This is a genomic window from Lachnospiraceae bacterium, assembly GCA_022794035.1.
Lineage (GTDB): Bacteria > Bacillota > Clostridia > Lachnospirales > Bianqueaceae > CALWPV01.
Genome location: JAAWDX010000004.1, coordinates 114,853 through 140,397, shown reverse-complemented (window position 1 = coordinate 140,397; position 25,545 = coordinate 114,853). Strand labels below are relative to the sequence as shown.

The following is a 25,545-nucleotide window of genomic DNA, read 5'->3' as shown; positions in this document are numbered from 1 at the left end:
GTTTTTTTCTTTTTGTTGCAAAAAAGGGGGAAAAGAGGTAGACTAAATTATATTAACCAGAAGGTGGAGGCAGAATGGATACAGATCGTGAAAAAGTAAAAACAGCTTATCAGCAAATGACAATAAAAGAAAAAATCAGCTATATTCTGCAGAATTATTGGCTGCAGATTTTGATTGGAATGGCTTTATTAGGCATGCTCGTATGGTTCATTGGAAGATTTACCTTTGATAAGCCGCAGGAGAAATGTTTGCAGATTGGAGTAAGGGCTAAGCTTTTAGATCCGGATGCGATCGACGCCCTGCCGGTTCATCTTTCAGAAAAGTTTCCGCAAATGACAGAGAACGGAGAAAAACAGTTTTGGGCTGAGCAATTTTATACCGGTTACAGTCAGGCGGAAGCAGAGGAAGCGAACGCTATGCTATACCGATTAGCTGGCAGTGTTGCGGCTGGGATGCTGGATGTGGTTGTAGGAGATCAGGATAGCATGGTAAACGATGTATCCATGGGACTGTATTTGGATCTAAGGGATGTATTTACGGAAGAAGAATTTCTTGAATTGGAGCGATTGGCCGCGGAAAAAGCTCCGGAAGGAGAAGAAGGCATTTTATATGTATCCTATAAAATTACCACCAATAACGGACGGGCGGAGTCGATGGTAAAAGACCTTCCCTGTTTGATCCGCGTTGCCGGCGGGGATGCGCAACTGGATGCCTGTGCGCCGGGACTTCCTTTATATTTAGGAATTGTCAATAATACAAGCAATTTAGAGCAGGTAAAAACTTGGATTTGGTCACTATTAACTGAAAAAGCAGATTGACAATCGATAATGCACAGGGTAAAATAAATGTAGAATTTGAGTGCCAAATAGGTACAGCTTAGAATGGAGGATTATATGGCTATTGAATACAAAAGTGCCGGAGTTGATGTAGAGGCTGGTTATAAGGCTGTCGCTCTGATGAAGCAGCATGTACAGACTACGTTTAATTCGAATGTGATTACGGATTTAGGTGGTTTTGGCGGACTATTTTCGATTGCTGATCAGAAAATGGAGGAACCAATTTTAGTATCCGGGACCGATGGAGTGGGAACAAAATTAAAAGTAGCCTTTTTGATGGATCGGCATGATACGGTTGGCATTGATGCAGTGGCCATGTGCGTTAATGATGTCGTTTGTTGCGGTGCAACCCCGCTTTTCTTTTTGGACTATATTGCCTGCGGTAAAAATGTACCGGAAAAGATTGCTGAGATTGTAAAGGGCGTATCCGATGGCTGCCGTCAAAGCCATAGTGCTCTCATCGGCGGAGAGACCGCTGAAATGCCTGGCTTTTATCCGGTAGATGAATATGATATTGCTGGTTTTTCAGTGGGTATTGTGGATCGCAAGGATGTGATCGACGGATCTAAAGTAAAAGAAGGCGACGTGATTATTGGGATCGCGAGCAGTGGTGTACATAGTAACGGCTTCTCTCTGGTTCGCAAAATTTTCGATTTGGATACGGAAAGAGCAAAAGAAATTTTAGCAGATGATTTTGGAATGCTGGACAAGCCGCTGGGAGAAGTGCTGCTGGCACCTACCAAGATTTATGTGAATGCAATTGAAGCGCTAAAGAAAAAAGTAGAAATTAAGGCGATTAGCCATATAACCGGCGGAGGTTTTTACGAGAATATTCCTAGAATGCTGCCGCATTATACGAACGCACAGATTGAAAAAGGAAGCTGGGAAATTCCGCCTATTTTTGCTCTCATGCAGAAGCGCGGCGGCGTAGGCGAACAAGGAATGTTCAATACGTTTAATATGGGAATCGGTATGATGCTGGCCGTTGATCCGGCAGAGGCAGATTTGGCACTGCAAACACTGCGGGAAAGCGGAGAAAAAGCATATCAGATTGGCCGTATTGTAAAAAGTGAAGAAGAGACACCAGGTGTGATCCTGTAATGGGATTTATAAAAAATCAGTTGAAAAAACTGATTTTTTATATTGCTTCACGATAAACTTAAATTGGAGAAAAGGCATAATGAAACGAGTAGCGGTTTTAATATCTGGAGGCGGTACCAATCTGCAGGCCCTGATCGATGCAAAAGCAGAGGGGCGGCTGCCACTAGCGGAGCTTGTTTGTGTAATCAGTAATCGAAAAAAAGCATTCGGACTGGAAAGGGCCAAGCAGGCTGGCATAGAATCGATTTATCTGTCGACGCTGCAGTTTGAAACCAAACAGCAATATGATGTGGCCTTAAGGGATCTTTTACTGGAACGGGAAATTGATCTCATTGTTCTGGCAGGATATTTAGTAGTGCTTGGCAAGGCGGTGACAGATGCTTTTGAAGGTCGGATTCTCAATATTCATCCCAGCTTGATTCCTTCTTTCTGCGGTGATGGCTTTTATGGATTAAAGGTGCATGAAGAGGTACTGAAGAGAGGCGTTAAGGTGACAGGGGCGACCGTGCATTTTGTGGATGCCGGCACTGATACCGGGCCGATTGTGCTGCAGCAGGCGGTTAAGGTAATGACAGGAGATACGCCGGAAATTTTGCAAAGACGCGTGATGGAAGAGGCAGAGTGGAAGCTGCTTCCAGAGGCAGTACGGCTTTTTTCAGAGGATCAGCTTATTATAGAGGATCATAAAGTCACGATAAAAGGAGAGAGAGCAGAATGAAGATCTTGGTTGTAGGAAGCGGCGGAAGAGAGCATGCAATTGTATGGAAGCTTGCGCAGAGCCAGAAAGCAGAAAAAATCTATTGTGCGCCGGGAAATGCCGGAATTGCACAGCTAGCAGAATGTGTAGCCATTTCTGCTACCGATATCAAGGGCTTAGCTGATTTTGCAGTAGAGAAACAGATTGATTTGACAGTAGTGGGCATGGATGATCCATTGATGCTTGGAATTGTAGATGAGTTTGAGGCGCGGGGACTGCGGATTTTTGGACCAAGAGCCAATGCCGCCATTTTAGAGGGCAGCAAGGTGTTTTCTAAACGGCTCATGCAGAAATACGGAATCCCGACAGCAGGCTATTGGGAGTTTAACGATGCCGATGCGGCTAAAAGCTTTTTAAGGGAGCATAAGACATATCCGATTGTTCTGAAAGCAGATGGACTCGCTCTTGGCAAAGGGGTACTGATCTGTCAGAATGAGGAAGAGGCGCTTGCAGGCGTAGATGAGATCATGGTCGATCAGAAATTTGGACAGGCCGGCGCACAGATGGTGGTGGAAGAGTTTTTACAGGGACAGGAAGTCTCGGTGCTCTCCTTCTGTGATGGAAAGACGGTCCGTACCATGGTAAGCGCACAGGATCATAAACGCGCACTGGATCATGATCAAGGGCTTAATACCGGCGGCATGGGTACTTTTTCTCCGAGTCAGTATTATACAGAGACATATCAAAAGGAAGCAGAGGAAAAAATATTCCAGAAGACTGTGGATGCTATGAACGCAGAGGGACGTACTTTCAAAGGAATTATTTTCTTTGGGCTGATGCTGACGCAGTCGGGGGTTAAAGTGCTTGAATATAATGCACGCTTTGGTGATCCCGAAACACAGGTTATATTGCCGCGGCTAAAAAGCGATTTGGTCGATATTTTTGAAGCCTGTATCGATGGAAGCCTAGATCAGGTTGAAATTGAATGGGAAGATAATGCGGCCGTATGTGTGGTTTTAGCTTCCGGAGGGTATCCGGTGCAGTATCAGAAGGGATATCCGATTCAAGGACTGGATGCATTTAAGGACCGGAAGGATATGCTGCTTTTCCATGCGGGAACTACGAAAAATGCAGAGGGAAAGATTGTGACAAACGGGGGACGCGTATTAGGAGTTGTAGCCTTGGATGTTGCTCTTGACAAAGCGATTGATAAAGCCTATAAGCACATTGATGATGTCACATTTGAAAATGTGCATTACCGTCACGATATCGGAAGAAAATAAAAAGTAAGGAGTGAAGGGGTATGCAGTCAAGCATGATGCTATATGTGCATATCCCTTTTTGTATACAAAAATGTGCCTACTGTGACTTTCTTTCCTTTCCGGCAGCCGCAGAATGCAGGCAAGCCTATGTGAAAGCGCTGTGTGCAGAAATTGAAAGCTGGAAAGGAAAAGAGACCTGGCCGGTGTCTTCTGTTTTTATTGGAGGAGGCACGCCGTCTGTGCTGTCCTGCGATGAATTGGATTCAATCCTGAAGGCGCTGCAGAAGAGCTTTCATATAGAGAACGATGCAGAGCAGACAATAGAGGTCAATCCAGGAACCGTTACAGCTGAAAAAGCACATTTTTGGAAGCAGAAGGGGATCAATCGGATTAGTATGGGTGTACAGGCTATGGATGATCATTTACTTAAAAGATTAGGGAGGATTCATACAAAGAAGCAGGTCATAGAAAGCTGGGAGCTCCTTCGCAGGGCAGGCTTTGAGAATATTTCTTTTGACTTAATGATGGGTCTTCCGGGCCAGACGCTTTCAATGTGGGAAGAAACGCTCCGCCAAGCGCTAACACTAAACCCGCAGCATCTTTCTTGCTATAGTTTAATTTTAGAAGAAGGAACACTCTTTTTTGAAAAACAATCAGAGCTGGATTTGCCGGACGAAGAAACGGAGCGTCAGATGTACTGGCGCACATGTCAGCTATTGTCAGAAGCAAACATGCGGCAATATGAGATTTCAAATTTCTCGCAGCCCTGCTATGAAAGCCGGCACAATATAGGCTATTGGCGGCGTAAGCCGTATATCGGCCTTGGCCTTGGGGCATCCTCTTTATTAAAAGAGCAGATTCGTACAAAAAACACAAGCGATCTGGAGCTTTATATTGCTCATAGTGCTGATCAGAAGGCAATTTGTGAAGAGCGGCAGGTGCTAAGTATTCAGGATCAGATGGAGGAGTTTATGTTTCTGGGGCTTAGATGCACGCACGGCGTGAAAGGGAGCGAGTTTTTGCGCCTTTTTGGGAGGTCCATGGAGACGGTCTACGAAGCTGCCATATCAAAGCATTTGCAGTATGGGCTATTGAAACAGGAGGAAGATAGGATCTATCTTACGAAGCGAGGACTGGATGTGGCCAATCAGGTATTTGCTGATTTTTTGCTGGATTAAAATTTTATGATTATTTAAAAAAAGCACTTGACAAACTAAAGGGCAAGTGCTATCTTATAACCAGATGTTAGCACTCCTTAACGTTGAGTGCTAACAAAATAGATGGCAGGTGATGACAATGGACATGAGCGAGCGCAAGCTTCAGATCTTGCAGGCCATCATCATGAATTACCTGGAGACAGCAGAGCCCGTGGGCTCGCGGACCATCTCGCGTCGGTTTCCGATGGGTATTAGCTCTGCTACGATTCGCAATGAGATGTCGGACCTTGAGGAGCTTGGCTTAATTGAACAGCCGCATACATCGGCCGGTCGCATTCCCTCTTCCAAAGGGTATCGGCTTTATGTAGATCAGCTGATGGAGCGGGATCAGATGAGTCAGGAGCAGGCAAATGTGCTTAAGAGTATCTTAAGAGAAAAAACCATGCAGCTGGATTCCATGCTTCGTGAAATTGGCGATCTTCTGGCAGCACTCACTAAATATACGGCAATTGTAACGATGCCGCAGTTTAAAAAAGCAAAGCTTAAGCATATTCAGCTGATTCCGCTGGATCAAAAATCTGTTATTTTGGTGTTGGTGACAGATGGGAACATCGTACGCAACCATGTGATTCCCATTGCGAGACCGATGAAACCAGAAGCTCTGTATCGGTTATCTGATGTGCTGAATCGCAATCTGGCAGGTCTGGCGGTGAGCGAGATGAATCTCCCATTGATTCAGAAAATCAAGCGTGAGAGCCAGATTGAGAGTGAAATGATGGAAAGCCTTTTGGGCGCCATCAACGATACGATGCAATATGCAGATGATGTGGATGTGTTTACGGCCGGCACTACGAATATCTTGAATTTTCCTGAGTTTAGCGATATTTCCAGGGCAAGAGCCTTGATGGAGTTTTTCCAGCAAAAGGATCAGATGCTCCATTTGATTGGAAGCGATGAGCATGAAAAAGCAGGAGGAAGCTTGCAGATTCGGATCGGCTCGGAAAATCAAGCGGAGCAGCTTCAGGACTGCAGTATTGTCACGGCGACATATCACTACAATCACCGCAGTATCGGGTCGATCAGCGTGGTAGGTCCTATGAGAATGGATTACGATAAGGTGGTTTCCGCCTTAGAATATTTAACAAAAGACTTTCCTCAGTTTTTTGAAGAGGAAGGCGGAAAAGAGGAGGAACGATATGACGGAAGCAGATCAGGCAAGCCGTGAGAAGGAAGCGGCAGAAGAAGCTGTAAATCAAACGCAGGAAGAGGTTGATTCTGCAGTAGCTGAGCAGACAGAGGAAGCCAAGGAGGAAGTGGTTTCACCAGAAAAAGAGGCAGAGCTTAAGCTTGCGCAAATGAAGGATCAGTTGCTTCGCACGATGGCAGAGTTTGACAATTACCGCAAACGGACCACCAAGGAAAAAGAACAGATCTTTAACAGGGGCGTTAGCTATGTGGTAGAAGCCATCCTGCCAGTTATTGATAACTTTGAACGAGCGCTTGCCGCCGCAAAGGATAAAGAAGATACTTTTGTAAAGGGTGTGGAAATGACCTATCAGCAGATGCTGGGAGCACTGAAAAATCTGGGAGTTGAACAGATGGAGGCGCTTGGGCAGAGCTTTGATCCGCATTTTCACGATGCAATGCAGCATGTAGAGGATGATCAATATGGTGAAAACGAGATCGTCGAAGTATTCCAAAAGGGATATATGCTGAATGATGTAGTAATTCGTCCCAGCCTTGTAAAAGTGGCAAATTAATTGATAAAATTGGAGGAAATGTATCATGGGAAAAATTATCGGTATTGATTTAGGTACAACCAATTCTTGTGTAGCCGTTATGGAAGGCGGCAAGCCGGTTGTAATTACGAATCCGGAGGGAAGTCGTACGACCCCTTCCATCCTTTCGTTCAGTAAAACAGGAGAGCGTCTGGTAGGCGATCTGGCAAAACGTCAGGCAATTACACATCCGGATAAAACGGTGCGTTCTATTAAGAGAAAAATGGGCACTGACAGCCGTACCGAAATCGATGGAAAAAGCTATAGCCCGCAGGAAATCTCCGCAATGATTTTGCAGAAGCTTAAGAGCGATGCAGAAAGCTATCTGGGAGAGGGCGTAACCGAAGCCGTAATTACGGTACCTGCTTACTTTAACGATGCACAGCGTCAAGCGACAAAGGATGCCGGTAAAATTGCCGGTTTGGATGTTAAGCGTATTATCAATGAGCCTACGGCAGCTGCACTGGCGTATGGTCTGGATAATGAAAATGAACAGACCATCATGGTGTACGATCTGGGCGGCGGTACCTTTGATGTATCGATTATTGATATTGGTGATGGTGTCATTGAAGTGCTGGCCACCAGCGGCGATAATCATCTGGGCGGCGATGATTTTGATCAGCGCGTGATTGATCATCTGATTAAAGAATTCCAGAAGGAAGAGGGAATTGATCTGTCCGGTGATAAAATGGCTATGCAGCGTCTGAAGGATGCAGCAGAAAATGCAAAAAAAGAGCTGTCTAATATGACCAGTACCGATATTAATATTCCGTTTATTACAGCCAATGAGGATGGCTATAAGAATCTGTCTGTGCGCTTGACAAGAGCAGATTTTGACCGTCTGACGGCTGATCTGGTAGAAAGAACGATGACGCCCGTACGCAATGCATTAAATGATGCAGGGCTGCAGGCATCTCAGCTGGATAAGGTACTACTGGTCGGAGGTTCTACGCGTATTCCGGCTGTTCAGGAGGCTGTTAAAAAGATTACAGGAAAAGAACCCTCCAAGGCCCTTAACCCCGATGAGTGCGTAGCAATTGGCGCAGCGATTCAAGGCGGAAAGCTTTCCGGCGAGTCGGGTTCCGGCGATATTTTGCTGCTGGATGTAACGCCTCTGACACTGGGAATCGAGACAATGGGCGGCGTAGCAACTCCTTTAATTGAGAGAAATACGACAATTCCGGCAAAGAAGAGTCAGGTATTTTCTACGGCTGAGAACAATCAGACCGCGGTAGATATCCATGTTGTACAGGGCGAGCGTCCCATGGCTAAGGATAATAAGACTTTAGGTCGCTTCCGCCTGGATGGAATTCCGGCAGCTCCCCGCGGTGTACCGCAGATTGAGGTTACCTTTGATATCGATGCCAATGGTATTGTAAATGTAACAGCAAAGGATCTGGGAACCGGTAAGGAACAGAAAATTACCATTACAGCTTCAACGAATTTGTCAGATGATGAAATCGATAAGGCTGTAAAAGAAGCTGAGCAGTATGCAGCGGAGGACAAAAAGCGCAAGGAAGCGATTGATGCTCAGAATGAGGCGGACGCGATGGTCTTCCAGACAGAGAAATCCTTGGAGGAACTGGGCGATAAGGTACCGGCAGCCGATAAGAGTGCGATTGAAGCAGAGCTGTCAAAGCTGAAGGCTCTCGTAGAGAAGAATAAAAATAATCAGAATCCGGGCGATGCTGAAGTAGCAGAACTGAAAGCACAGACCGAGGCACTGACCAAAGCACTCAATGAAATGGCTACCAAGATGTATCAGCAGGCAGCTCCGCAGGAAGGATCAGCTGGCCAGGATACGGGTCATACCGGCGGCAATAGTGGAAATAACGGACCGCAGGATGATAACGTGGTAGATGCTGATTTTAAGGAAGTATAAAATTGAATCTCAACAGGCGCCTTGGAACAAGGCGCCTTTGAGTGCATATAGAGTGGTAACGATAATAGGAGTGTAGGAGTAAGATGGCAGATAAACGAGATTATTATGAAGTCTTAGGCGTTGAAAAAAATGCGACAGATCAGGATTTAAAACGCGCATACCGGAAATTGGCGAAAAAATATCATCCTGATGCAAACCCCGGCGACAAAGAAGCGGAGGAAAAATTTAAGGAAGCTTCCGAAGCATACGCGGTACTGAGCGATCAGGAAAAAAGAGCACAGTATGATCAATATGGCCATGCCGCCTTTGAAGGAGGCGCTGGCGGCGCCGGTGGATTCGGCGGCTTTGATTTTAATGATATCTTTGGCGGTTTCAGTGATATTTTCGGCGGTGGCTTTAGTGATATCTTTGGCGGCGGCAGCAGAAGAAGGGGAGGTCCGCAGCCGGGACATGATGTGCAGACAAGGATTGAAATTTCCTTTAAAGAGGCGGCCTTTGGCTGCAAAAAAAATGTGGATCTCTGGGTATATGATACCTGTCCGGAATGCGGCGGCAACGGCGCGAAAAAAGGCACACAGCCAGAAACGTGCCCAACCTGTCATGGAAGCGGCCAGCAGCGCGTGCAGCAGCAGACGATGTTTGGCACTATGGCGAGCGTTAGAACCTGTTCCACCTGTGGTGGCAGCGGACAATACATTCGTGAAAAATGCGAAAAGTGCGGCGGAACGGGCCGCATCAAGGTGAAAAAGACCTATGAAATCAATATACCGGCGGGCATTGACGCCGGACAAAGCGTGCGCATGCCCGGAAAGGGAGAGCCAGGCACACAGGGAGGACCAAACGGAGATCTGTATATTACCGTGATGGTAAAGCCGGATGCCAATTTTAGCCGTGAGGGCTATGATTTGTATTGCAGCGTGCCTGTGAGCTTTGTGCAGGCGGCGCTGGGCGATACGCTTACCATTCCGACGCTGGACGGCCAAGTGGAGTATGATATGGCGGCCGGCACGCAAACAGGGACCAGATTCCGTTTGAGAGGAAAGGGAGTTCCCTATCTCCGCAATCAGAACCAGCGAGGCGATCTGTATGTGACGGTGAATGTAGAGGTTCCCCGGAAGCTGACGGAGCATCAAAAAAAGCTTTTGAAAGAATTTGGCGAGGCCATGGGGACGACAACAAGGGATCAATCCAAGCCATCGTTCTTTAAAAAGAAACGCTAAGGAGGCGGACTTAGATGAAATATCATCAGATTACGGTGCATACGGTGACAGAGGCAGTAGAGGCGATTAGTTATGCCTTTACTGAATTGGGGGCCGGCGGCGTAGAGATCTTTGATCCTAAGGATATTTTAAATCAGGAGAAAGATCCGACTAGCTGGGATTATATCGACGAAGAGCTGTTAAAGGATCTAAAAAGAGATGAAGTGCTCATGCGCTGCTACTTTTCAACAGAAATCGTGCCCACGCCGGCGGCGCTGGAGGATTTACTCTTTAGGCTTAAGGCATCCATTGACGGGATTGCCGCTTATCTGCCGGTAGGAAGCGCTCAGATTGATACGCAGCTGATGGCCGAGGAAGAATGGGCGAATGCATGGAAAAAGTATTATCAGCCCTTTCATTTAGGACATCACATTTTTGTAGTGCCTTCCTGGGTGGAGGCTGAGGATGAACCAGGAGATATCCGCATTTCTTTGGATCCTGGGATGGCTTTTGGCACGGGTACACATGAAACAACCTCGATGTGTATGGAGCTGCTGGAGGAACAGGTTCAGCCTGGCGACACGGTATTGGATATCGGATGCGGAAGCGGCATTTTGGGAATTGTAGCGGCCAAGGTAGGGGCCAAACAGGTTATCTGCTCGGATTTAGATCCTAATGCCGTATTGGTGGCCAAGGAAAACGTACAGAAAAATCAGGTGCAGCAGCAGGTAGCCGTATATGCAGGGAACTTAACAGAGGTGGACGCTCTAAAGCAGATTAAGGCCGATGTGATTGTAGCCAATATTATCGCCGATGTGATTATCCTGCTGGCACCGCAGGCGAAAGAATTTCTGAAAAAAGGCGGTTGCTTTATTGCTTCAGGCATTATTCAGGAGCGCCGCGCAGATGTAGAAAAGATGCTGACAGAGGCAGGATATCAAATCATAGAGGTAAGGGAGCAGGGCAGCTGGGTTGCGATTTACAGCCGCCTGCAGTGAAGAAGTATGCCAAAGTTTTTTATACCGATGGAGGATGTTCAGGGCGATTTTCTGGTGATTCGAGAAGACGCCCATCATATCCTCCATGTTTTGCGTAAGGAACAGGGAGACCGGATAACCGTATGTGACGGACAGGGACAGGATTATGCCTGTGAAATTTTTTCGGCCGCGGCCGGAGAAATTAAATGCCGGATCCTAAAGCGATATCCGTGTCAGGCGGAGCCGGCGGTTGCCATTACGATTTTTCAGGGACTGCCAAAGGCAGAAAAAATGGAATGGATCCTGCAAAAAGGGGTGGAGATTGGAGTCTGTGGTTTTGTGCCGGTGATGACGGAGCGCAGCGTGGTCAAGCTGGAACAAAAGAAAGCAGAAGGCAAGAGAATGCGCTGGAGTAAAATTGCGGAGTCGGCAGCCAAGCAGAGCGGTCGCGGCGTACTGCCTCAGGTTTATCCGGTGGCTTCTCTGAAGGAAAGCATAAAAACATTTGACAACTATGACCTTGTTCTGGTACTGTATGAGGAGACGAAGGATCAGTCGTTAAAAAAGATTTTGAGAGGAATGAAGGAGCGGCCGCAAAGGATTGCCGTATGGATTGGGCCGGAAGGGGGCTGGGCGCCGGAGGAAATCGAGACATTGCGAAGGGCAGGCGCAGTGACAGCAGGCTTAGGCCCTAGGATTTTGCGGACAGAGACAGCCGGCATGGCGGCGGCAGCCCTTATTTTATATGAATATGATCAAATGTGACAGGAAAGTGGATGGCGGAAAATGAGAGAGGTTTATTTAGATAATGCGGCAACCACAAAGCCGAGTGAAAGGGCAGTGCAGCTCATTAAGGAGGTTTTGGAAAGCGCCTATGGAAATCCATCCTCTCTTCACAGAAAGGGGCAGGAGGCTGAAAAGTATATCAGGCAGGCCCGTATGAAGCTGGCACAGATCCTGATGGCAGAACCGGAGACGATATTTTTTACATCCGGAGCAACAGAGAGCAGTAATACGGCCATTAGAGGGGCAGCAGAGAGAGGGAAGCGGCGCGGACAGCACATCTTGACTAGCCGCAGCGAGCATGCCGCAACCAGAGAGAATCTGCGTTTTTTACAGGATCAGGGATATGAGGTCGAGGAGCTGGAAAATGATGCGACAGGACAGATTCGTCTGCAGGATTTGCAGCAAAAAATCAGACCGGATACGATTCTGGTTACCTGTTTGCATGTGAATAATGAAACCGGTTGCATCAATCCAGTGCAGGAGATGGGAAAGCTGATTCATCAGAATACGCCGGAATGTTTGTTTCATGTGGATGCCGTACAGAGCTTTGCCAAGTATCCTGTATACCCTAAACGATGGGAAATCGATTTGATGAGTACAAGTGCGCATAAGATCAATGGTCCTAAAGGGATTGGATTTTTGTATATTCGGCGAGGGCTTCATTTGCCCAGTCTGATTTTGGGCGGAGGTCAGGAACGGCATTTTCGTTCCGGTACGGAAAATGTTCCTTTTATTGCAGGGTTTGGAGCCGCAGCAGAAGAGCTGTGGCAGCAGCATGAAGAGCTGACAGCCAAGATGCAGCAATGGAAGCTTAAGCTGATTCAGGCACTGCAGCAGGAGATAGACGGTATTACATGCAATGGAGCAAGCCCGGAGGGTGGGGCGGCGCATATCTTAAACATACGAGTGGAACAGGTACGTTCAGAGGTGCTTTTGCATGCACTGGAGGAATATGGGATCTATGTAAGCTCCGGGTCAGCCTGTGCATCGAATAAGCCGGACGAAAAAAGTCCTGCGCTTCATGCCATCGGATTAACGGCTGCTGAAATTGACGAATCGCTTCGGATTAGTTTTGGGCGGTATAATACAGAAGAGGATATACAGGCTGTAGTATCGGCAATGAAACAGGTTGTACCGATGCTACGGCGGTTTGTTAGAAAATAAAAATAGGGTGGAAAACAAATGAATCAGGGAATTCTGGTAAAATATGGTGAGATTGCCATCAAGGGGAATAATCGGGCCATTTTTGAGAATGTATTGATAAAAAATATCAAGCATACGCTGCGGGGTCTGGGAAAGCTGTGGATTGAAAAGGAGCAGGGGCGTTTATTTATTCCGGCACCGAAAGACAATACACAGGACTGGATGGAAAGTGCGATAGAGGGGCTGCAGAAAGTATTCGGCATTATTGGGATCTGTCCGGTCGAGATTTTGGAAAATGATGAATTGGATACCATAGAGAAAGCGCTGGTGCGCCATATTCATCAGGAGTATACAGGACAGCATACGTTTAAGGTAGAATGTAAGAGAGCCAATAAAAAGTATCCGATGACCAGTATGGAAATCGCATGCGAAATGGGCAGCCGTGTATTGGCGGCATTTCCTGAGTGGAAGGTGGATGTCCATCATCCTGAGGTATATTTGTATGTGGAGCTGCGCAATCAGGTATATGTATATGGTAAAACAATTCCGGGCCCCGGTGGTATGCCGGTAGGAACGGCAGGGAAGGCAGCGCTTTTGCTTTCCGGTGGAATTGATAGCCCTGTGGCAGGCTGGATGATGGCTAAACGAGGGCTGCAGCTATGTGCTGTATATTTTCATGCGCATCCTTATACAACGGATAGGGCAAAAGAAAAGGTAGTTGAATTAGCACGCAGAGTTAGCTTGTATTCCGGAAAAATTAAGCTTTATGTCGTACCGTTTACGGAAATTCAGCTGGAGATATATGAGAAATGCCCGCATGAACAGCTGACCATTATTATGAGGCGAGTTATGATGCAAATTGCAGAACGAATTGCCGTGCAGGAAGAGGCTCAGGCCTTGATTACAGGAGAGAGTCTGGGGCAGGTGGCCAGTCAGACGCTGGCTAGTCTTTACTGCACGAATGAAGTTTGTAAGCTGCCAGTTTTTCGTCCGGTGATTGGATTTGATAAGCAGGAAATTATCGATATTGCCCAGAGGATTGATACATTTGAAACATCCATTTTGCCATATGAAGATTGCTGCACAATTTTTGTGGCTAAGCATCCGGTTACACGTCCTAAGCTGGAGGATATGAAGAAAAGTGAGCGGGCGCTTATCAAATTAGAGGAACAGATTACAAGAGCAGTAGAGGGATGCGAAGTGATCGAGATAGGCGAATAAAAAAAAGGCTTTATGATTCGAATCATAAAGCCTTTTTTTAGAATTACTGATCTATTTCGCTGATATAGCGCTTTAGATTTTCCAGCCCAGCCTCTAAGGCTAGGAAACAGTCTTCAATGCCCTCGAACTCAATTGCAACATATCCGTCATAGCCGGCCTTTTTCAGCGCTTTAAGGCAGTGCTTAACCGGTACATTTCCCTGTCCGACGATCGTACCGCGCAGATAATTGCCATTTCTGGACTGAAAGAAAAATCTGCCGGGATTAGGTCCGTCAGCAGGCTTAATGATGAAATCCTTGGCATGTACATTAAAAGCGTAAGGAGCGGCAATGCCAACAGAGACCGCCGGATTCTCATCTGCACAGGTAAAGTTGCCCATATCAACGAGCCAGCCAAAGTTGGGATGGCGAACAGCATTAATGAGCTTTTCAACGCGGAGTGCGTCCTGAACAAAGATTCCATGATTTTCTACGGTGGTTTTAATTCCTTTGCCGGCAGCATATTCGGTAAGCTCACGAATTGCACCTGCTAAGCGGGGAAGAATAGAATCAAAGCTTTCATATTGGCCGTTATGGCTGCCATAGGCTACATCATGGCGAATGATAGGAGCGCCTAGGATTTCTGCAATATCAATTTCTTTTTTAACTCTTGCAAGCTCTTCTTTTAGATCACGCGATTGAAAATCAGCGCCGAATGCATAATTAGTGACCGCAATGCCTTGTGCCTCACATTCTGCGTGCAAAGCGGCAGCATACTCCTCGCGGCTGACGTAGGAAGTTTCAGCAGGGAGGGCGGTAGCAAAATCTACAAATTCAAATCCATCGAAGCCCATCTCCTTAGCTTTTGCAATGCACTGCATGACAGTAAGGCGCCCTGCTTTGATTGCCTGATGAAAGCTGTATACACTAACGGCTGTTTTCATATTGATAAAGCCTCCAAATTAAATGTAAAATAGTGTATGAGAATAGAGAAGGGCGCGGCCAGACGGCTGCGCCCTAATAGGAGAAAGATTAGGCAATCTCCTCGATATAGCGTTTTAAGTTTTCATGACCGGCTTCCAGAGCAAGAAGGCAATCCTCCATACCCTCAAACTCGATGGCAACATATCCGTCATACCCAGCTTTTTTAAGGGCAATCAGACAGTGCTTGACCGGTACATTTCCCTGTCCGACAATCGTACCGCGCAGATAGTTTCCATTTCTGGACTGCATAAAGAATTTGCCCGGGTTGGGACCATCCGCCGGTTTAATGATAAAATCTTTGGCATGCACATTAAAGGCATAGGGTGCGGCAATGCCGACAGAAATTGCCGGATTCTCATCCGCACAGGTGAAGTTGCCCATGTCAACGAGCCAGCCGAAATTCGGATGGTTAACAGCATTGATCAGTTTTTCAACACGAAGTGCATCCTGAGCAAAGAATCCATGGTTTTCAATCATGGTTTTAATGCCTTTGGTCGCAGCATACTCTGTAACCTGACGGATACCGTCGGCCAGACGGGGAATCAAAGAATCAAAGCTTTGATACGGTTTACCGTCTTTAGCGCCCCAGCAGGCATCATGACGGCAGCCAATAGCACCCATGGCCTCTGCGATGTCAATCTGACCCTTCATTCGCTCTACCTCAGCAGCGACTTCGTTATTTTGAAAATCAGCAGAGCAAGTATAGTTAGTAATCGTCAGGCCAACACGATCACATTCTGCTTTTAAAGACTTGGCATATTCCAGCAGGGTCATGCCTTCGGGAAGGGTAGAGGTCATAGTAAAATCAACAAATTCAATGGCATCAAAGCCAATTTCCTTGGCCTTGCCAATACACTCCATAAGCGTTAGGCTTCCGTTTCTAAGCGCCTGCATAAAGCTATAGGAGCTGACAGCTGTTTTCATCATAATAGATATCCTCCGTAATATACAAGATAAGGCAAAGGCAGGCTGCATGATGCAGCTGCCTTTGCCAAGCGATCTTTAATGAATTTCAGAAGGTACTGAAAAACAATTATTGATTGATTAAAACCTCATGACCAGTGCGAGCAGACTCGAAGATGGCATCCAAAATTTCCATTAAGGTAATACCGTCTTCAGCAGGAGATTTGCACTGAGTACCATTCTGAACGCAATCAACAAAGTGATTGATCTCGTTCTGGAAAATAACGCCCATGTTCATAGCGGTGCGAGCCTTCAGAGTGGTGTCGGTCATGTATCCGTTAGCTTCGCTCATCAGTTTCAGCTCAGGATCAATCTTAGCACCGCCCTTGGTACCGAACAGTTCGATAACGCCGCTTTCTTTCTCAACATTCAGGGAGAAGGAAACCTCAACCTGTACAACAGCGCCATTGTCGTAGCGGATCATAGCTGTAGCAGCATCCTCTACATCGCAGATGTCATGATCGGTGTGAGAAGAAGATACATATCCTTTGGGAGTCTTCAGGTTACGACGATCAAATAATTTCTGGAAGGTAGCACCGTATACAGATACAGGCTTCGGATTGCCGATCATGTAACGAGTTAAGTCGATAACATGAACGCCAAGATCGATCAGAGGACCGCCACCAGATTTAGCCTTTTCGCCAAACCAGCCGCCGGGGTTACCATTGCGGCGAATATACTGTGCTTTAGCCCAGTAGATCTCACCAAAGTAATCCTGCTCCTGGAAATCCTTGAAAATAGCGGTATCATTACCATAACGACGTACAAAACCAATCATCAAAAGCTTGCCAGCCTTGTCAGCAGCAGCCTTCATGATACGAGCTTCTTCAGCAGAGGTAGCCATCGGCTTCTCGCAAAGAACATTTTTACCATAATTCAAAGCCATAACGGTACAGGGCATATGGTTGCTGTTCCATACGCAGATGCTGACTGCATCAATTTCAGGCAGCTCCTTAAGCATGGTCTCTTCATCGGTGTAAGTACGGCTAACACCATATTGTTCAGCCATTCTTTTTACCTTAGCTTCATCCAGATCACAGAAAGCATACAGCTCTACATTGGGGTTGTTCTGGTAAGCGCGGATGTGCTCGTTGGAAATAGTACCGGTACCAACAATCGCAACTTTAATCTTGTCCATTGTAAACGTCTCCTTTTTTAATTAAGTTTATTAAAACTTGCTTTTTAAGAAAGCAACAGCTTTCGCGATGTCAGCTTCAGGATCATCGCCCACTTCACGCTCGATGGTCAGATATCCTTTGTATCCAATATCCTCCAGAGCAGCCAGATACCGATCATAATCGACAGCACCCTCACCAAGTGCTTTCTCTTCGAAAGCAGCAGAGGTAACGATTACGTCTTCAGCGGAATGACCACTGTATACTACGATCGGATCCTCATAGTAGAAGCGAACGCCGTCCTTAGCATGTGTGTGAACAATGTATTCACGCAAAGTATAAACGGCTCTTACCGGATCATCGCCGGTTACCATAACAAAGTTAGCAGGATCCAGGTTAACAGCTACACCGGTGCTGTGAAGACCATCTAAGAAGCAACGTAAAACCATAGCTTCCTCAGGGCCGGTTTCAATCGCAAAGTGAGCGTTTAAAGAATCTGCATACTCAGCCAGCTGACCACAAGCGTCCTGCATGATAGCATAGCGAGGATGGCGAGGGTCAGTAGGAACGACGCCGATATGAGTGGTAACGACGTTGGTTCCCAGTTCAACAGCCAAATCCAAAATACGTTTGGATTTCTCAATTAATTCAGGATTCTTCTTAGGGTTGGAAAAACCTTCGCCCAAATCTCCACAAAGGGCAGAAATCTCCAAACCGTGAGAAGCAACCATATCCTTAAATTCTTTTCTTTTTGCGCCGACCAGATTTTCAGGGCTCATTTCTCCGGTAGTTGCATATACCTGCAAGCCTTGAGCACCTACTTTAACGGCCTTATCCAGCGCAGTGGGGATGTCAGTACGGAAAGAATCCAGAATGACACCGATAGGATAATTGTACATAGGAAAAACCTCCTCAGTATAGATGGAAAGAAAGGATGCATTTCCTCAGAAATTCAAAGGAATGCACAATGCTTTCATTCACATATTGACTATACTATAACACACTGCATAATAAATTTCAAGTGATTTTAGCGATATTTTAAAATAGTTTTAAAATATCGGAGAGTATAAAATAAAAATCAGCGCAGACCTCTTGAGGAAGCCTGCGCTGACAGCATTTGATTTTAATGAATCTTTTTCATTCCATTTAAAAAGTGAATATCATCTAATGCTTCGCCGAAGCGTTGGAAATGAATCACTTCACGCTGACGTAAAAAGCGAAGTGGCTCCAGAATATCCGGATCATCCGTTTGGCTCATCAGATTCTCATACGTGGTTCTGGCTTTTTGTTCTGCAGCCATATCCTCATGCAGGTTTGTGATCGGATCTTCCATAGACTGGAAATAGGCGGAGGTAAAAGGCACCCCATTGGCGTCTGCCGGAAAAACACTGCGGCCATGCTGCGTGTAATATCCGGCAAGACCCGCTTCCTGAAGCTGCGCCGGCGTAGCTCCCTCCATTAGCTGAAACATCATAGCGGAGATCATTTCAACATGGGCGAGCTCTTCTGTTGAAATATCAGTCAACAGTCCCTTCGTTTTTCCGGTCGGCATGATATAGCGCTGGCTCATATAGCGCAGACTAGCTGCCAGTTCTCCGTCGGGGCCGCCGAGCTGTGCCGCTAAAACCTTAGCCATTCTCAGGTCACAGCGTTTAATATTGACAGGATACTGTAATTTTTTTTCATAATACCACATAATTGCTTCCTCCTTTATTGTCCGCTCATGAAGCAGCGCTGCCAAGGCCAGGGATCATTCGTCCATTGCCAGGGAAGTTCACTGGTCTGATAGCCATTATTGATAATAGGACCATAAAGGTGATGAAATTCTTCTTTCAATTCCATACTCAGGTCGCTTAATCGATTGAAATCCTCCAAAGCAGCTTCACAATCCGGATGATTATCCAAATATAGCTGAAGATCGTTAATGAGAAAGTCAGTCTTATGAATTTCCCATAAGAGCGATTCACGATCTCTTTGGGTATTTCTGCAGGCCATACAGCCTCCGTCTCTCTGACACTCGCGATTCATCATAATATATGCCCCCCTTCTTAACAATGACGCCCAGGATTCCAGGGATCATATAAATTATTAAAAGCGCTTCCTCTGTTTAAAGCCGTATCAGGATCCACCAGACCGGTATAGGGCTGGGGATTTACATAAGCAGCAGCCAGCGGAAGACCGGCGCATAGGCTTTGCGGTTCGCAGCCATCCTCCGGACAGGTAAAGATTCGTCTTTCTGCAGTGCGGATCGTCTGTCGATCTGCTTCCCGGACGCAGCTGCAGGTGCCTTGTCTTCTCTGCATCCGCACAGGAGCAGGAGATGGCTGCACTGCTGTCTGACAGCAATCTCTGGCTTCCATACACTGCCGGGCAGTTCCCATATACATGCGCCCTTGATTTGCACAAATTGCCATGGCAATTCCCTCCTAAAACCATATTGATTTGAAAAAACATACCATCATGTTTCTTCTCTTTCTTAACATATGTTTAGCAGCTTTTTCTTGTTACTGAGTCTTAAAAGGCAAAAGTAAATTTTGCTGGTAAAAACCTTGGATTCATGCTAAAATTGAATAATTATCAATGCAGAAAGGAAAATCGGCTATGGTAGATGCAGGCTTATATGTATTTTCGATTACAGACGTGCGCTTGGTCGGGGAGCGGCTTTCCTTGGCCGTACAGGATTTTGCGCCTGATTTTCCGCCGGCGGAATATAAAATTGGCAGAACTAAGCGAGGCAAGCCCTTTTTTGAGGGGATTCCTTTAAAGCTTTCGATTAGCCATAGCGGTCGATGGTGGGTCCTCGCACTGGCTTATGACGAGATTGGCGTTGATGTGCAGGAAATGCGGGCAGTTCGCTATGAGGCGCTGGCACGGCGTTTTTTTCATCCGCAAGAGGTAAATGAATTGGAAAAATCAGGATTTGATGATTTTTACCGTATATGGACGAGAAAAGAAAGCTATGTAAAGCTTACGGGGGCCGGCATCGACGCACATTTTAGAGAGTTTTCCGTCTTTACTGTTTCGGCTGCATTCCAAGAAGTATGGCTGGAGAAGGGCTATGTATTAACCATCTGTACGAGGGAACCGGCCGCGGTACAGTTAAAATATTTATAAAGCGCGAATTTTTGCTTGACGGCTTGAAATGGTCAACTTATAATGGGCATAATTATCATCGGTAAAGGAGGGACGGACTCGGCTGCGGATAAACCGAGTATAAGGAAAATGACAGCGTTTATTGAATTTCAAAATGTGTGTAAATATTATCAGATGGGTGAACATAAAATTGCTGCGGCTGATCATATTTCCTTTCAGATTGGTCAGGGAGAGTTTTGTGTTATTGTCGGTCCCAGCGGAGCTGGAAAAACGACGGTGCTGAATATGCTTGGCGGAATGGATTCATGTGATGAAGGCAAAATCCTGCTGGACGGCATATCAATCGGAGAGCTGAATGAAAAGGAGCTGACCAATTACCGCCGATATGATGTAGGATTTGTTTTTCAGTTTTATAATTTGGTACAAAATCTAACGGCCCTGGAAAATGTAGAGCTGGCCTCCGAGATTTGCAGGGATCCGCTGGATCCTAAGGAGGCGTTAAGCGCAGTAGGACTGGAGGATCGGATGGACAATTTTCCGGCCCAGCTGTCTGGCGGCGAACAGCAGCGCGTAGCGATTGCGAGAGCGATTGCTAAAAATCCCAAGGTTTTATTATGCGATGAACCGACAGGGGCTTTGGATTATCATACGGGAAAGACGATTTTAAAGTTACTGCAGGGGTGTTGCAGAGAAACCGGGAAAACCGTCATTGTGATTACGCATAATCAGGCGCTGACGGCTATGGCGGATCGCGTGATTCATATTAAGAACGGACAAGTCAGTCAGATGCAAATGAATCCAAAACCTGTGCCGATAGAGCAAATTGAATGGTGATTAAGAAATGCTATATGGGCAGGGAGAAAGGGGTGGATACGATGCTCAGTCTAAGCGCTCAGGAACGCAAGGAAATAGAGCTGATCAGCTTATTTCGGCGGGCAGGCTATAAAAGATGCCGCTTGGGACAATTTGATGAATATGAACTATTTGATCAAAACAGGGCCTTTTTAGAGGGCGATAAAATGCTTACCTTCACAGACCCCTATGGAAAGTTATATGCGCTTCGTCCCGATGTCACACTTTCGGTTATGAAACAGGCGGCTTATCAGCCGGATCCGGTTTATAAGGTTTATTATAAAGAAAATGTATTTCGGTTATCCTCCGATACACATCAATATGAAGCGCATGCCCAGTTCGGAGCAGAGGCGATTGAAAAGGAAGCGGCTAGTGATGGCAGCGAGGTGCTGGCTCTGGCACAGCAGGCGCTGGCTTGTTTAGGAGATCGTACGGTTTTGGTACTGTCCCATATGGGATTTTTACTTAATAATGAATGGTATATCAAGCAAAGCTCTGAGATCAGAGATCAAATCCTGCTCTATATTGCGCAGAAAAACAGGCATGATCTGAAAACATTTTTAGAAGGAGCAGGATGTCCGCTTCAGGAGCAAAAAAAGCTTACGGCTGCGCCAGTGCTGACCGGCAGGCCGGAAAAGGTCTTAGAAATCATAAAAAAAGAGCAGCTGGGTCAAGAGCTTCAAAGCGCTGCAGAGGAGGTATGTGCTCAAGTTTCTCAGCTTTCTGAGCTTCCGGGGCAAAAGGTTATATTGGACTTCTCTTTAGTGAATCCGTTAAGCTATTATAACGGGCTGGTCTTTCAAGGCTTTTTGCAAGGGTGCAGCAGCTATGTACTTTCCGGCGGACGCTATGATCATTTAGCTAAACGCTTTTTGCCTTCCGCTCAAAAAAGATGTGGCGCCATTGGATTTGCGATTGATCTGGAGGCGCTAGAGCCTGTTTGGAAAAGGAAGGAGGAGACCATATGCTGACCATTGCACTTCCTAAGGGCCGATTGGGTGAGCAGGTGTATGCGCTTTTAAAAAGAGCCGGATATGCGTGCAGCGCTATGGAGGATATTGGACGTAAGCTAGTGCTGGAGGATACACAGGCAGGACTGAGGTTTTTGCTGGTTAAACCTGTTGATGTGGCTGTTTATGTAGAAAAGGGCGCTGCCGATTTAGGAGTCGCCGGTAAAGATATCCTGGTAGAAAAAGAAGCAGATGTATACGAAATGCTTGATTTAGGGTTTGGGCGCTGTCATATGGCTGTTGCTGCCAAAGAGGATTATCAAGAGGATTTCAGCCGAAAGCTTCGGGTGGCCACTAAATTTGAAAATATTGCGAGAAAGCATTATGCCAGACAAGGACGGGATATAGAGCTTATTCATCTGAATGGTTCCATTGAACTGGCGCCGGTGCTGGGGCTTTCGGATGTCATTGTAGATATTGTAGAAACAGGAACGACGCTAAAAGAGAATCATTTGGCGGTCATCGACCGCTTTATGCCCATATCAGCAAGAGTTATTGTTAATAAAGCAAGCTATCGATTTAAGCAAGACAGAATCGATGAGGTTGTGAATCGATTAAAGGAGATAGAATGCGCATGATTGCAGTCACAGAGCTTAGGAAAGAAAAATGGCAGGATCAGATTCCAATGAGAAGTCAGTTTGCATATGACGAGGTCAATGCGGCTGTAAAGGACATTTTAGCAGATGTAGAAAAAAACGGGGATGCGGCGGTAAAGCGATATAACCAAAAGTTTGACCATGCGGATACGCCGCAGCTTGAAGTCAGTAAAGAGGAAATACGGGCTGCCTTTGACAGAATTTCAAAAGAATTGCAAGTGATTTTGCAGGAAGCCTGCGACCAAATCCGGCGCTACCATGAAAAGCAGTTAAAGCATGATTTTATGATACATGAGCAGCAGGGAATCGTGCTTGGGCAATTGATCAATCCAATTGAAAAGGTAGGCATTTATGTGCCGGGAGGAACAGCGGCCTATCCGTCTACGGTTCTTATGAATGCAGTGCCGGCCAAGCTGGCTGGCGTGGAGGAGCTGATTTTGGTGTCGCCTCCCAGCCAAACGGGAGAGATTGCAGATATGATTTTGGCAGCTGCTTATGTCGCCGGTGTAGACAAAGTATTTAGGGTTGGAGGCGCCCAGGCGATCGCTGCCCTTAGCTATGGAACAGAATCAATTCCTAAGGTATATAAAATTGTTGGTCCCGGAAATATTTATGTGGCTATGGCCAAGAAAATGGTGTTTGGACAAGTGGATATTGACATGATCGCCGGACCTAGCGAGATTTTGATTGTAGCAGATGATTCGGCAGATCCGTCTCATTTGGCAGCAGATCTGTTATCGCAGGCAGAGCACGATAAGCTTGCCTGTGCTATTTTAGTCACGGATAGTTTGGAGATAGCAGAAAAAACAGAAAAGGAACTGCAAAGACAGCTGAAGGAGCTGCCGAGGAGAGAGATTGCAGAGGCCTCATTACAGGAGTACGGCCGGATTTTTCATGTGACATCCTTGGCGCAGGCTATGGAGGTGGCGAATGAAATCGCGCCAGAACATTTAGAGATCTATACGCGGCATCCGTTTGATTTGCTGAGTCAGGTAAAAAATGCAGGCTCTGTTTTCTTAGGCGCTTATGCGCCAGAATCTCTTGGAGATTATTGGGCAGGCCCTAACCATACGCTGCCAACCAGCGGTACTGCTAAATTTGCATCGCCGCTTTCTGTGGATGATTTTATTAAAAAATCACAGATCACGTATTATACAAAAGAATCACTTTTGACAGTGAGTGATAAAATTGCTAAGCTCGCCAGAGCAGAAGGCTTAGAAGCACATGCCAGAGCAGCGGAGATCCGCGGGGAGGCGCGGTGATGCATCTCTTTTGGAGTCCGATGGCAGAGCAGGCTCTGCCTTATACGCCAGGCGAACAGCCGCAGGATCAGCAATATATCAAATTAAATACCAATGAATGTCCTTATCCACCAACGCCATGGCTCAATCAGCTAGATTTTGCAGCGGAAAATTTAAGGCTATATCCGGACCCTACCGCAGAGAATCTGCGTTCAATTCTGGCAGCGCGCGCCCAGCTGGATGTAAATGAAGTGTTTGTAGGCAATGGCAGTGATGAAATCCTGGCATTTACCTTTATGGCACTTATGGATAAGGAAATAGCGCATCCCAATATCAGCTATAGCTTTTATCCCGTGTATGCGCGGCTATTTAAGCTGCAAGAACATATTGTTCCACTCAGAGAAAAATTTGAACTAAACTTAAAGGATTATGATGCTCTGGAGGGGCCGGTTATTATCGCCAATCCCAATGCGCCGACAGGGCTTGCGATCCCTGTGCAGGACATGGTTGAATTTTTAACGCGTCATCCGCAGCGGCTTTTGATTGTAGATGAAGCGTATGTGGACTTTGGGGCGCAGTCCATGGTCCCTTATATTCATCAATATCCTAATTTGCTGGTTATTCAAACCTTTTCTAAATCCAGGGCGCTTGCCGGCGCACGGTTAGGCTTTGCCATGGGGCAGGCCCATCTGATTGAAGCGCTGGAGCGGATAAAAAATTCCTTTAATTCTTATACCATTTCCCGTTTTACCTTAAAGGCTGGTGCCATGGCTGTACTAGATGAGGAATACTTTCAGTGGACATGCACGCAGATTAGGGAGACGAGAGATCAGCTTATCGCAGAGCTTCGTCAGCATGCTATCGAGGTCACGGATTCAAAGGCAAACTTTTTGTGGCTCCGGTGCCCGGAGTTTACTGGACATCAGCTGTATCAGCGCCTTAGAGAAAAAGGAATTTTAGTACGTCATTTTAATCAGCCGCTGATTGAGGACTACATTCGGGTTACGATTGGCACCAAGAATGAAATGGAACAATTTAAACGAAAATTATTTGAGGTACTCCTAAATTGAGAGAAGCATTGATTACAAGAAAAACAAATGAGACACAAATTGAGCTGCGGTTACAGGTAGAGGGCAGCGGTATCTGCCAGGCACAAACAGGCATTGGTTTTTTAGATCACATGCTGACAGCTATGACAAAGCAGAGCCGTTTTAATTTGAGCGTTCAATGTCAGGGCGATCTGGAAGTAGATGCACATCATTCGGTGGAGGATATTGGCATTGTATTCGGCCAGGCGCTTGCTAAGGCGCTGGGCGATATGCGGGGCATTCAGCGCTATGGGAGCGCTGCCTTACCGATGGATGACGCATTTTTGCTGGTTGGGCTTGACCTGTGCGGACGCAGCTATCTAAACTATGATATAGCTTTAAATGCGCAGAAGGTAGGGAATTTTGATACGGAGCTTGCCAAAGAGTTTTTTCTGGGTTTTTCCCGCCATGCGGGCGCGACGCTTCATATTAAACAGCTTGCCGGAGAAAATACGCATCATATTTTGGAATGCCTTTTTAAAACATTTGGGAAGGCTTTGCAGCAGGCCTGCGCAAAGGATCCGCTGGCCAAGGATGAGATCCCCTCTACAAAGGGCATTTTGATATAAAAGGAGGAAGCTGCCTA

General features: G+C 46.3%; 27 protein-coding genes. 20 read left to right on the top strand and 7 right to left on the bottom strand.

Annotated elements, in window-relative coordinates:
* Positions 1-74 precede the first annotated feature (74 nt).
* From HFE64_04650 to thiI, 13 genes are all read left to right on the top strand, one after another.
* On the top strand, positions 75-818 hold the full coding sequence (locus HFE64_04650) for a hypothetical protein (GenBank protein ID MCI8632759.1): 744 nt from the start codon (positions 75-77) through the stop codon (positions 816-818).
* 81 nt (positions 819-899) lie between these two features.
* Positions 900-1,937 carry a phosphoribosylformylglycinamidine cyclo-ligase gene (locus HFE64_04645; GenBank protein MCI8632758.1) on the top strand — a complete coding sequence of 346 codons (1,038 nt, stop codon included), beginning with the start codon at positions 900-902 and terminating at the stop codon, positions 1,935-1,937.
* Between the two features lie 79 nt (positions 1,938-2,016).
* Entirely contained in the window at positions 2,017-2,655 is a 639-nt protein-coding gene (locus HFE64_04640; GenBank protein ID MCI8632757.1) for a phosphoribosylglycinamide formyltransferase, read from the top strand.
* A complete protein-coding gene (gene purD / locus HFE64_04635; protein ID MCI8632756.1) occupies positions 2,652-3,917 on the top strand; it encodes a phosphoribosylamine--glycine ligase in 1,266 nt (421 codons plus the stop codon). Before HFE64_04640 ends, purD begins: the two co-directional genes overlap by 4 nt.
* Before the next feature lie 20 nt (positions 3,918-3,937).
* Entirely contained in the window at positions 3,938-5,074 is a 1,137-nt protein-coding gene (locus HFE64_04630; protein MCI8632755.1) for an oxygen-independent coproporphyrinogen III oxidase, read from the top strand.
* Between the two features lie 109 nt (positions 5,075-5,183).
* A complete protein-coding gene (hrcA, locus tag HFE64_04625; protein MCI8632754.1) occupies positions 5,184-6,278 on the top strand; it encodes a heat-inducible transcription repressor HrcA in 1,095 nt (364 codons plus the stop codon).
* On the top strand, positions 6,250-6,813 hold the full coding sequence (grpE, locus tag HFE64_04620; GenBank protein ID MCI8632753.1) for a nucleotide exchange factor GrpE: 564 nt from the start codon (positions 6,250-6,252) through the stop codon (positions 6,811-6,813). The genes hrcA and grpE overlap by 29 nt, the downstream gene beginning before the upstream one ends.
* Before the next feature lie 25 nt (positions 6,814-6,838).
* Positions 6,839-8,713, top strand: coding sequence for a molecular chaperone DnaK (dnaK, locus tag HFE64_04615; protein MCI8632752.1), 1,875 nt, complete (start codon positions 6,839-6,841; stop codon positions 8,711-8,713).
* An 83-nt stretch (positions 8,714-8,796) separates the two neighbouring features.
* Positions 8,797-9,933 (top strand): molecular chaperone DnaJ, encoded by a 1,137-nt coding sequence (gene dnaJ / locus HFE64_04610; GenBank protein MCI8632751.1) that lies wholly within the window; start codon positions 8,797-8,799, stop codon positions 9,931-9,933.
* 14 nt (positions 9,934-9,947) lie between these two features.
* A complete protein-coding gene (gene prmA, locus HFE64_04605; GenBank protein ID MCI8632750.1) occupies positions 9,948-10,910 on the top strand; it encodes a 50S ribosomal protein L11 methyltransferase in 963 nt (320 codons plus the stop codon).
* Between the two features lie 6 nt (positions 10,911-10,916).
* Complete coding sequence (locus HFE64_04600) at positions 10,917-11,654, top strand: 16S rRNA (uracil(1498)-N(3))-methyltransferase (GenBank protein MCI8632749.1); 738 nt, start codon at positions 10,917-10,919, stop codon at positions 11,652-11,654.
* A 21-nt stretch (positions 11,655-11,675) separates the two neighbouring features.
* A complete protein-coding gene (locus HFE64_04595) occupies positions 11,676-12,839 on the top strand; it encodes a cysteine desulfurase (GenBank protein MCI8632748.1) in 1,164 nt (387 codons plus the stop codon).
* Between the two features lie 18 nt (positions 12,840-12,857).
* On the top strand, positions 12,858-14,039 hold the full coding sequence (gene thiI / locus HFE64_04590; GenBank protein MCI8632747.1) for a tRNA 4-thiouridine(8) synthase ThiI: 1,182 nt from the start codon (positions 12,858-12,860) through the stop codon (positions 14,037-14,039).
* Positions 14,040-14,082: 43 nt separating this feature from the next.
* Here the strand turns inward: thiI and HFE64_04585 are convergent, their stop codons facing one another.
* From HFE64_04585 to HFE64_04555, 7 genes are all read right to left on the bottom strand, one after another.
* Complete coding sequence (locus tag HFE64_04585; protein ID MCI8632746.1) at positions 14,083-14,961, bottom strand: sugar phosphate isomerase/epimerase; 879 nt, start codon at positions 14,959-14,961, stop codon at positions 14,083-14,085.
* A gap of 88 nt (positions 14,962-15,049) precedes the next feature.
* The gene (locus tag HFE64_04580) at positions 15,050-15,928 is read right to left on the bottom strand and encodes a sugar phosphate isomerase/epimerase (protein MCI8632745.1); all 879 of its coding nucleotides are present in this window, start codon (positions 15,926-15,928) and stop codon (positions 15,050-15,052) included.
* Between the two features lie 106 nt (positions 15,929-16,034).
* Entirely contained in the window at positions 16,035-17,102 is a 1,068-nt protein-coding gene (locus tag HFE64_04575) for a Gfo/Idh/MocA family oxidoreductase (protein ID MCI8632744.1), read from the bottom strand.
* 30 nt (positions 17,103-17,132) lie between these two features.
* Positions 17,133-17,978: a sugar phosphate isomerase/epimerase gene (locus tag HFE64_04570; protein MCI8632743.1), complete on the bottom strand. Its 846-nt coding sequence runs from the start codon at positions 17,976-17,978 to the stop codon at positions 17,133-17,135.
* A gap of 224 nt (positions 17,979-18,202) precedes the next feature.
* The gene (locus tag HFE64_04565) at positions 18,203-18,775 is read right to left on the bottom strand and encodes a manganese catalase family protein (protein MCI8632742.1); all 573 of its coding nucleotides are present in this window, start codon (positions 18,773-18,775) and stop codon (positions 18,203-18,205) included.
* Positions 18,776-18,789: 14 nt separating this feature from the next.
* Positions 18,790-19,110 (bottom strand): spore coat protein CotJB, encoded by a 321-nt coding sequence (locus tag HFE64_04560; protein MCI8632741.1) that lies wholly within the window; start codon positions 19,108-19,110, stop codon positions 18,790-18,792.
* A gap of 17 nt (positions 19,111-19,127) precedes the next feature.
* Complete coding sequence (locus HFE64_04555) at positions 19,128-19,493, bottom strand: spore coat associated protein CotJA (GenBank protein ID MCI8632740.1); 366 nt, start codon at positions 19,491-19,493, stop codon at positions 19,128-19,130.
* 166 nt (positions 19,494-19,659) lie between these two features.
* Here HFE64_04555 and HFE64_04550 point away from each other — a divergent pair, with 166 nt between their 5' ends.
* From HFE64_04550 to hisB, 7 genes are all read left to right on the top strand, one after another.
* The gene (locus tag HFE64_04550) at positions 19,660-20,193 is read left to right on the top strand and encodes a 4'-phosphopantetheinyl transferase superfamily protein (protein ID MCI8632739.1); all 534 of its coding nucleotides are present in this window, start codon (positions 19,660-19,662) and stop codon (positions 20,191-20,193) included.
* 108 nt (positions 20,194-20,301) lie between these two features.
* Complete coding sequence (locus HFE64_04545; protein ID MCI8632738.1) at positions 20,302-21,006, top strand: ABC transporter ATP-binding protein; 705 nt, start codon at positions 20,302-20,304, stop codon at positions 21,004-21,006.
* Positions 21,000-21,995, top strand: coding sequence for a hypothetical protein (locus HFE64_04540; GenBank protein ID MCI8632737.1), 996 nt, complete (start codon positions 21,000-21,002; stop codon positions 21,993-21,995). Before HFE64_04545 ends, HFE64_04540 begins: the two co-directional genes overlap by 7 nt.
* Positions 21,989-22,612, top strand: coding sequence for an ATP phosphoribosyltransferase (locus HFE64_04535; protein MCI8632736.1), 624 nt, complete (start codon positions 21,989-21,991; stop codon positions 22,610-22,612). Before HFE64_04540 ends, HFE64_04535 begins: the two co-directional genes overlap by 7 nt.
* Positions 22,609-23,892: a histidinol dehydrogenase gene (hisD, locus tag HFE64_04530; GenBank protein ID MCI8632735.1), complete on the top strand. Its 1,284-nt coding sequence runs from the start codon at positions 22,609-22,611 to the stop codon at positions 23,890-23,892. Before HFE64_04535 ends, hisD begins: the two co-directional genes overlap by 4 nt.
* The gene (locus HFE64_04525; protein ID MCI8632734.1) at positions 23,892-24,941 is read left to right on the top strand and encodes a histidinol-phosphate transaminase; all 1,050 of its coding nucleotides are present in this window, start codon (positions 23,892-23,894) and stop codon (positions 24,939-24,941) included. The genes hisD and HFE64_04525 overlap by 1 nt, the downstream gene beginning before the upstream one ends.
* Entirely contained in the window at positions 24,938-25,528 is a 591-nt protein-coding gene (hisB, locus tag HFE64_04520) for an imidazoleglycerol-phosphate dehydratase HisB (GenBank protein MCI8632733.1), read from the top strand. The genes HFE64_04525 and hisB overlap by 4 nt, the downstream gene beginning before the upstream one ends.
* Positions 25,529-25,545 lie beyond the last annotated feature (17 nt).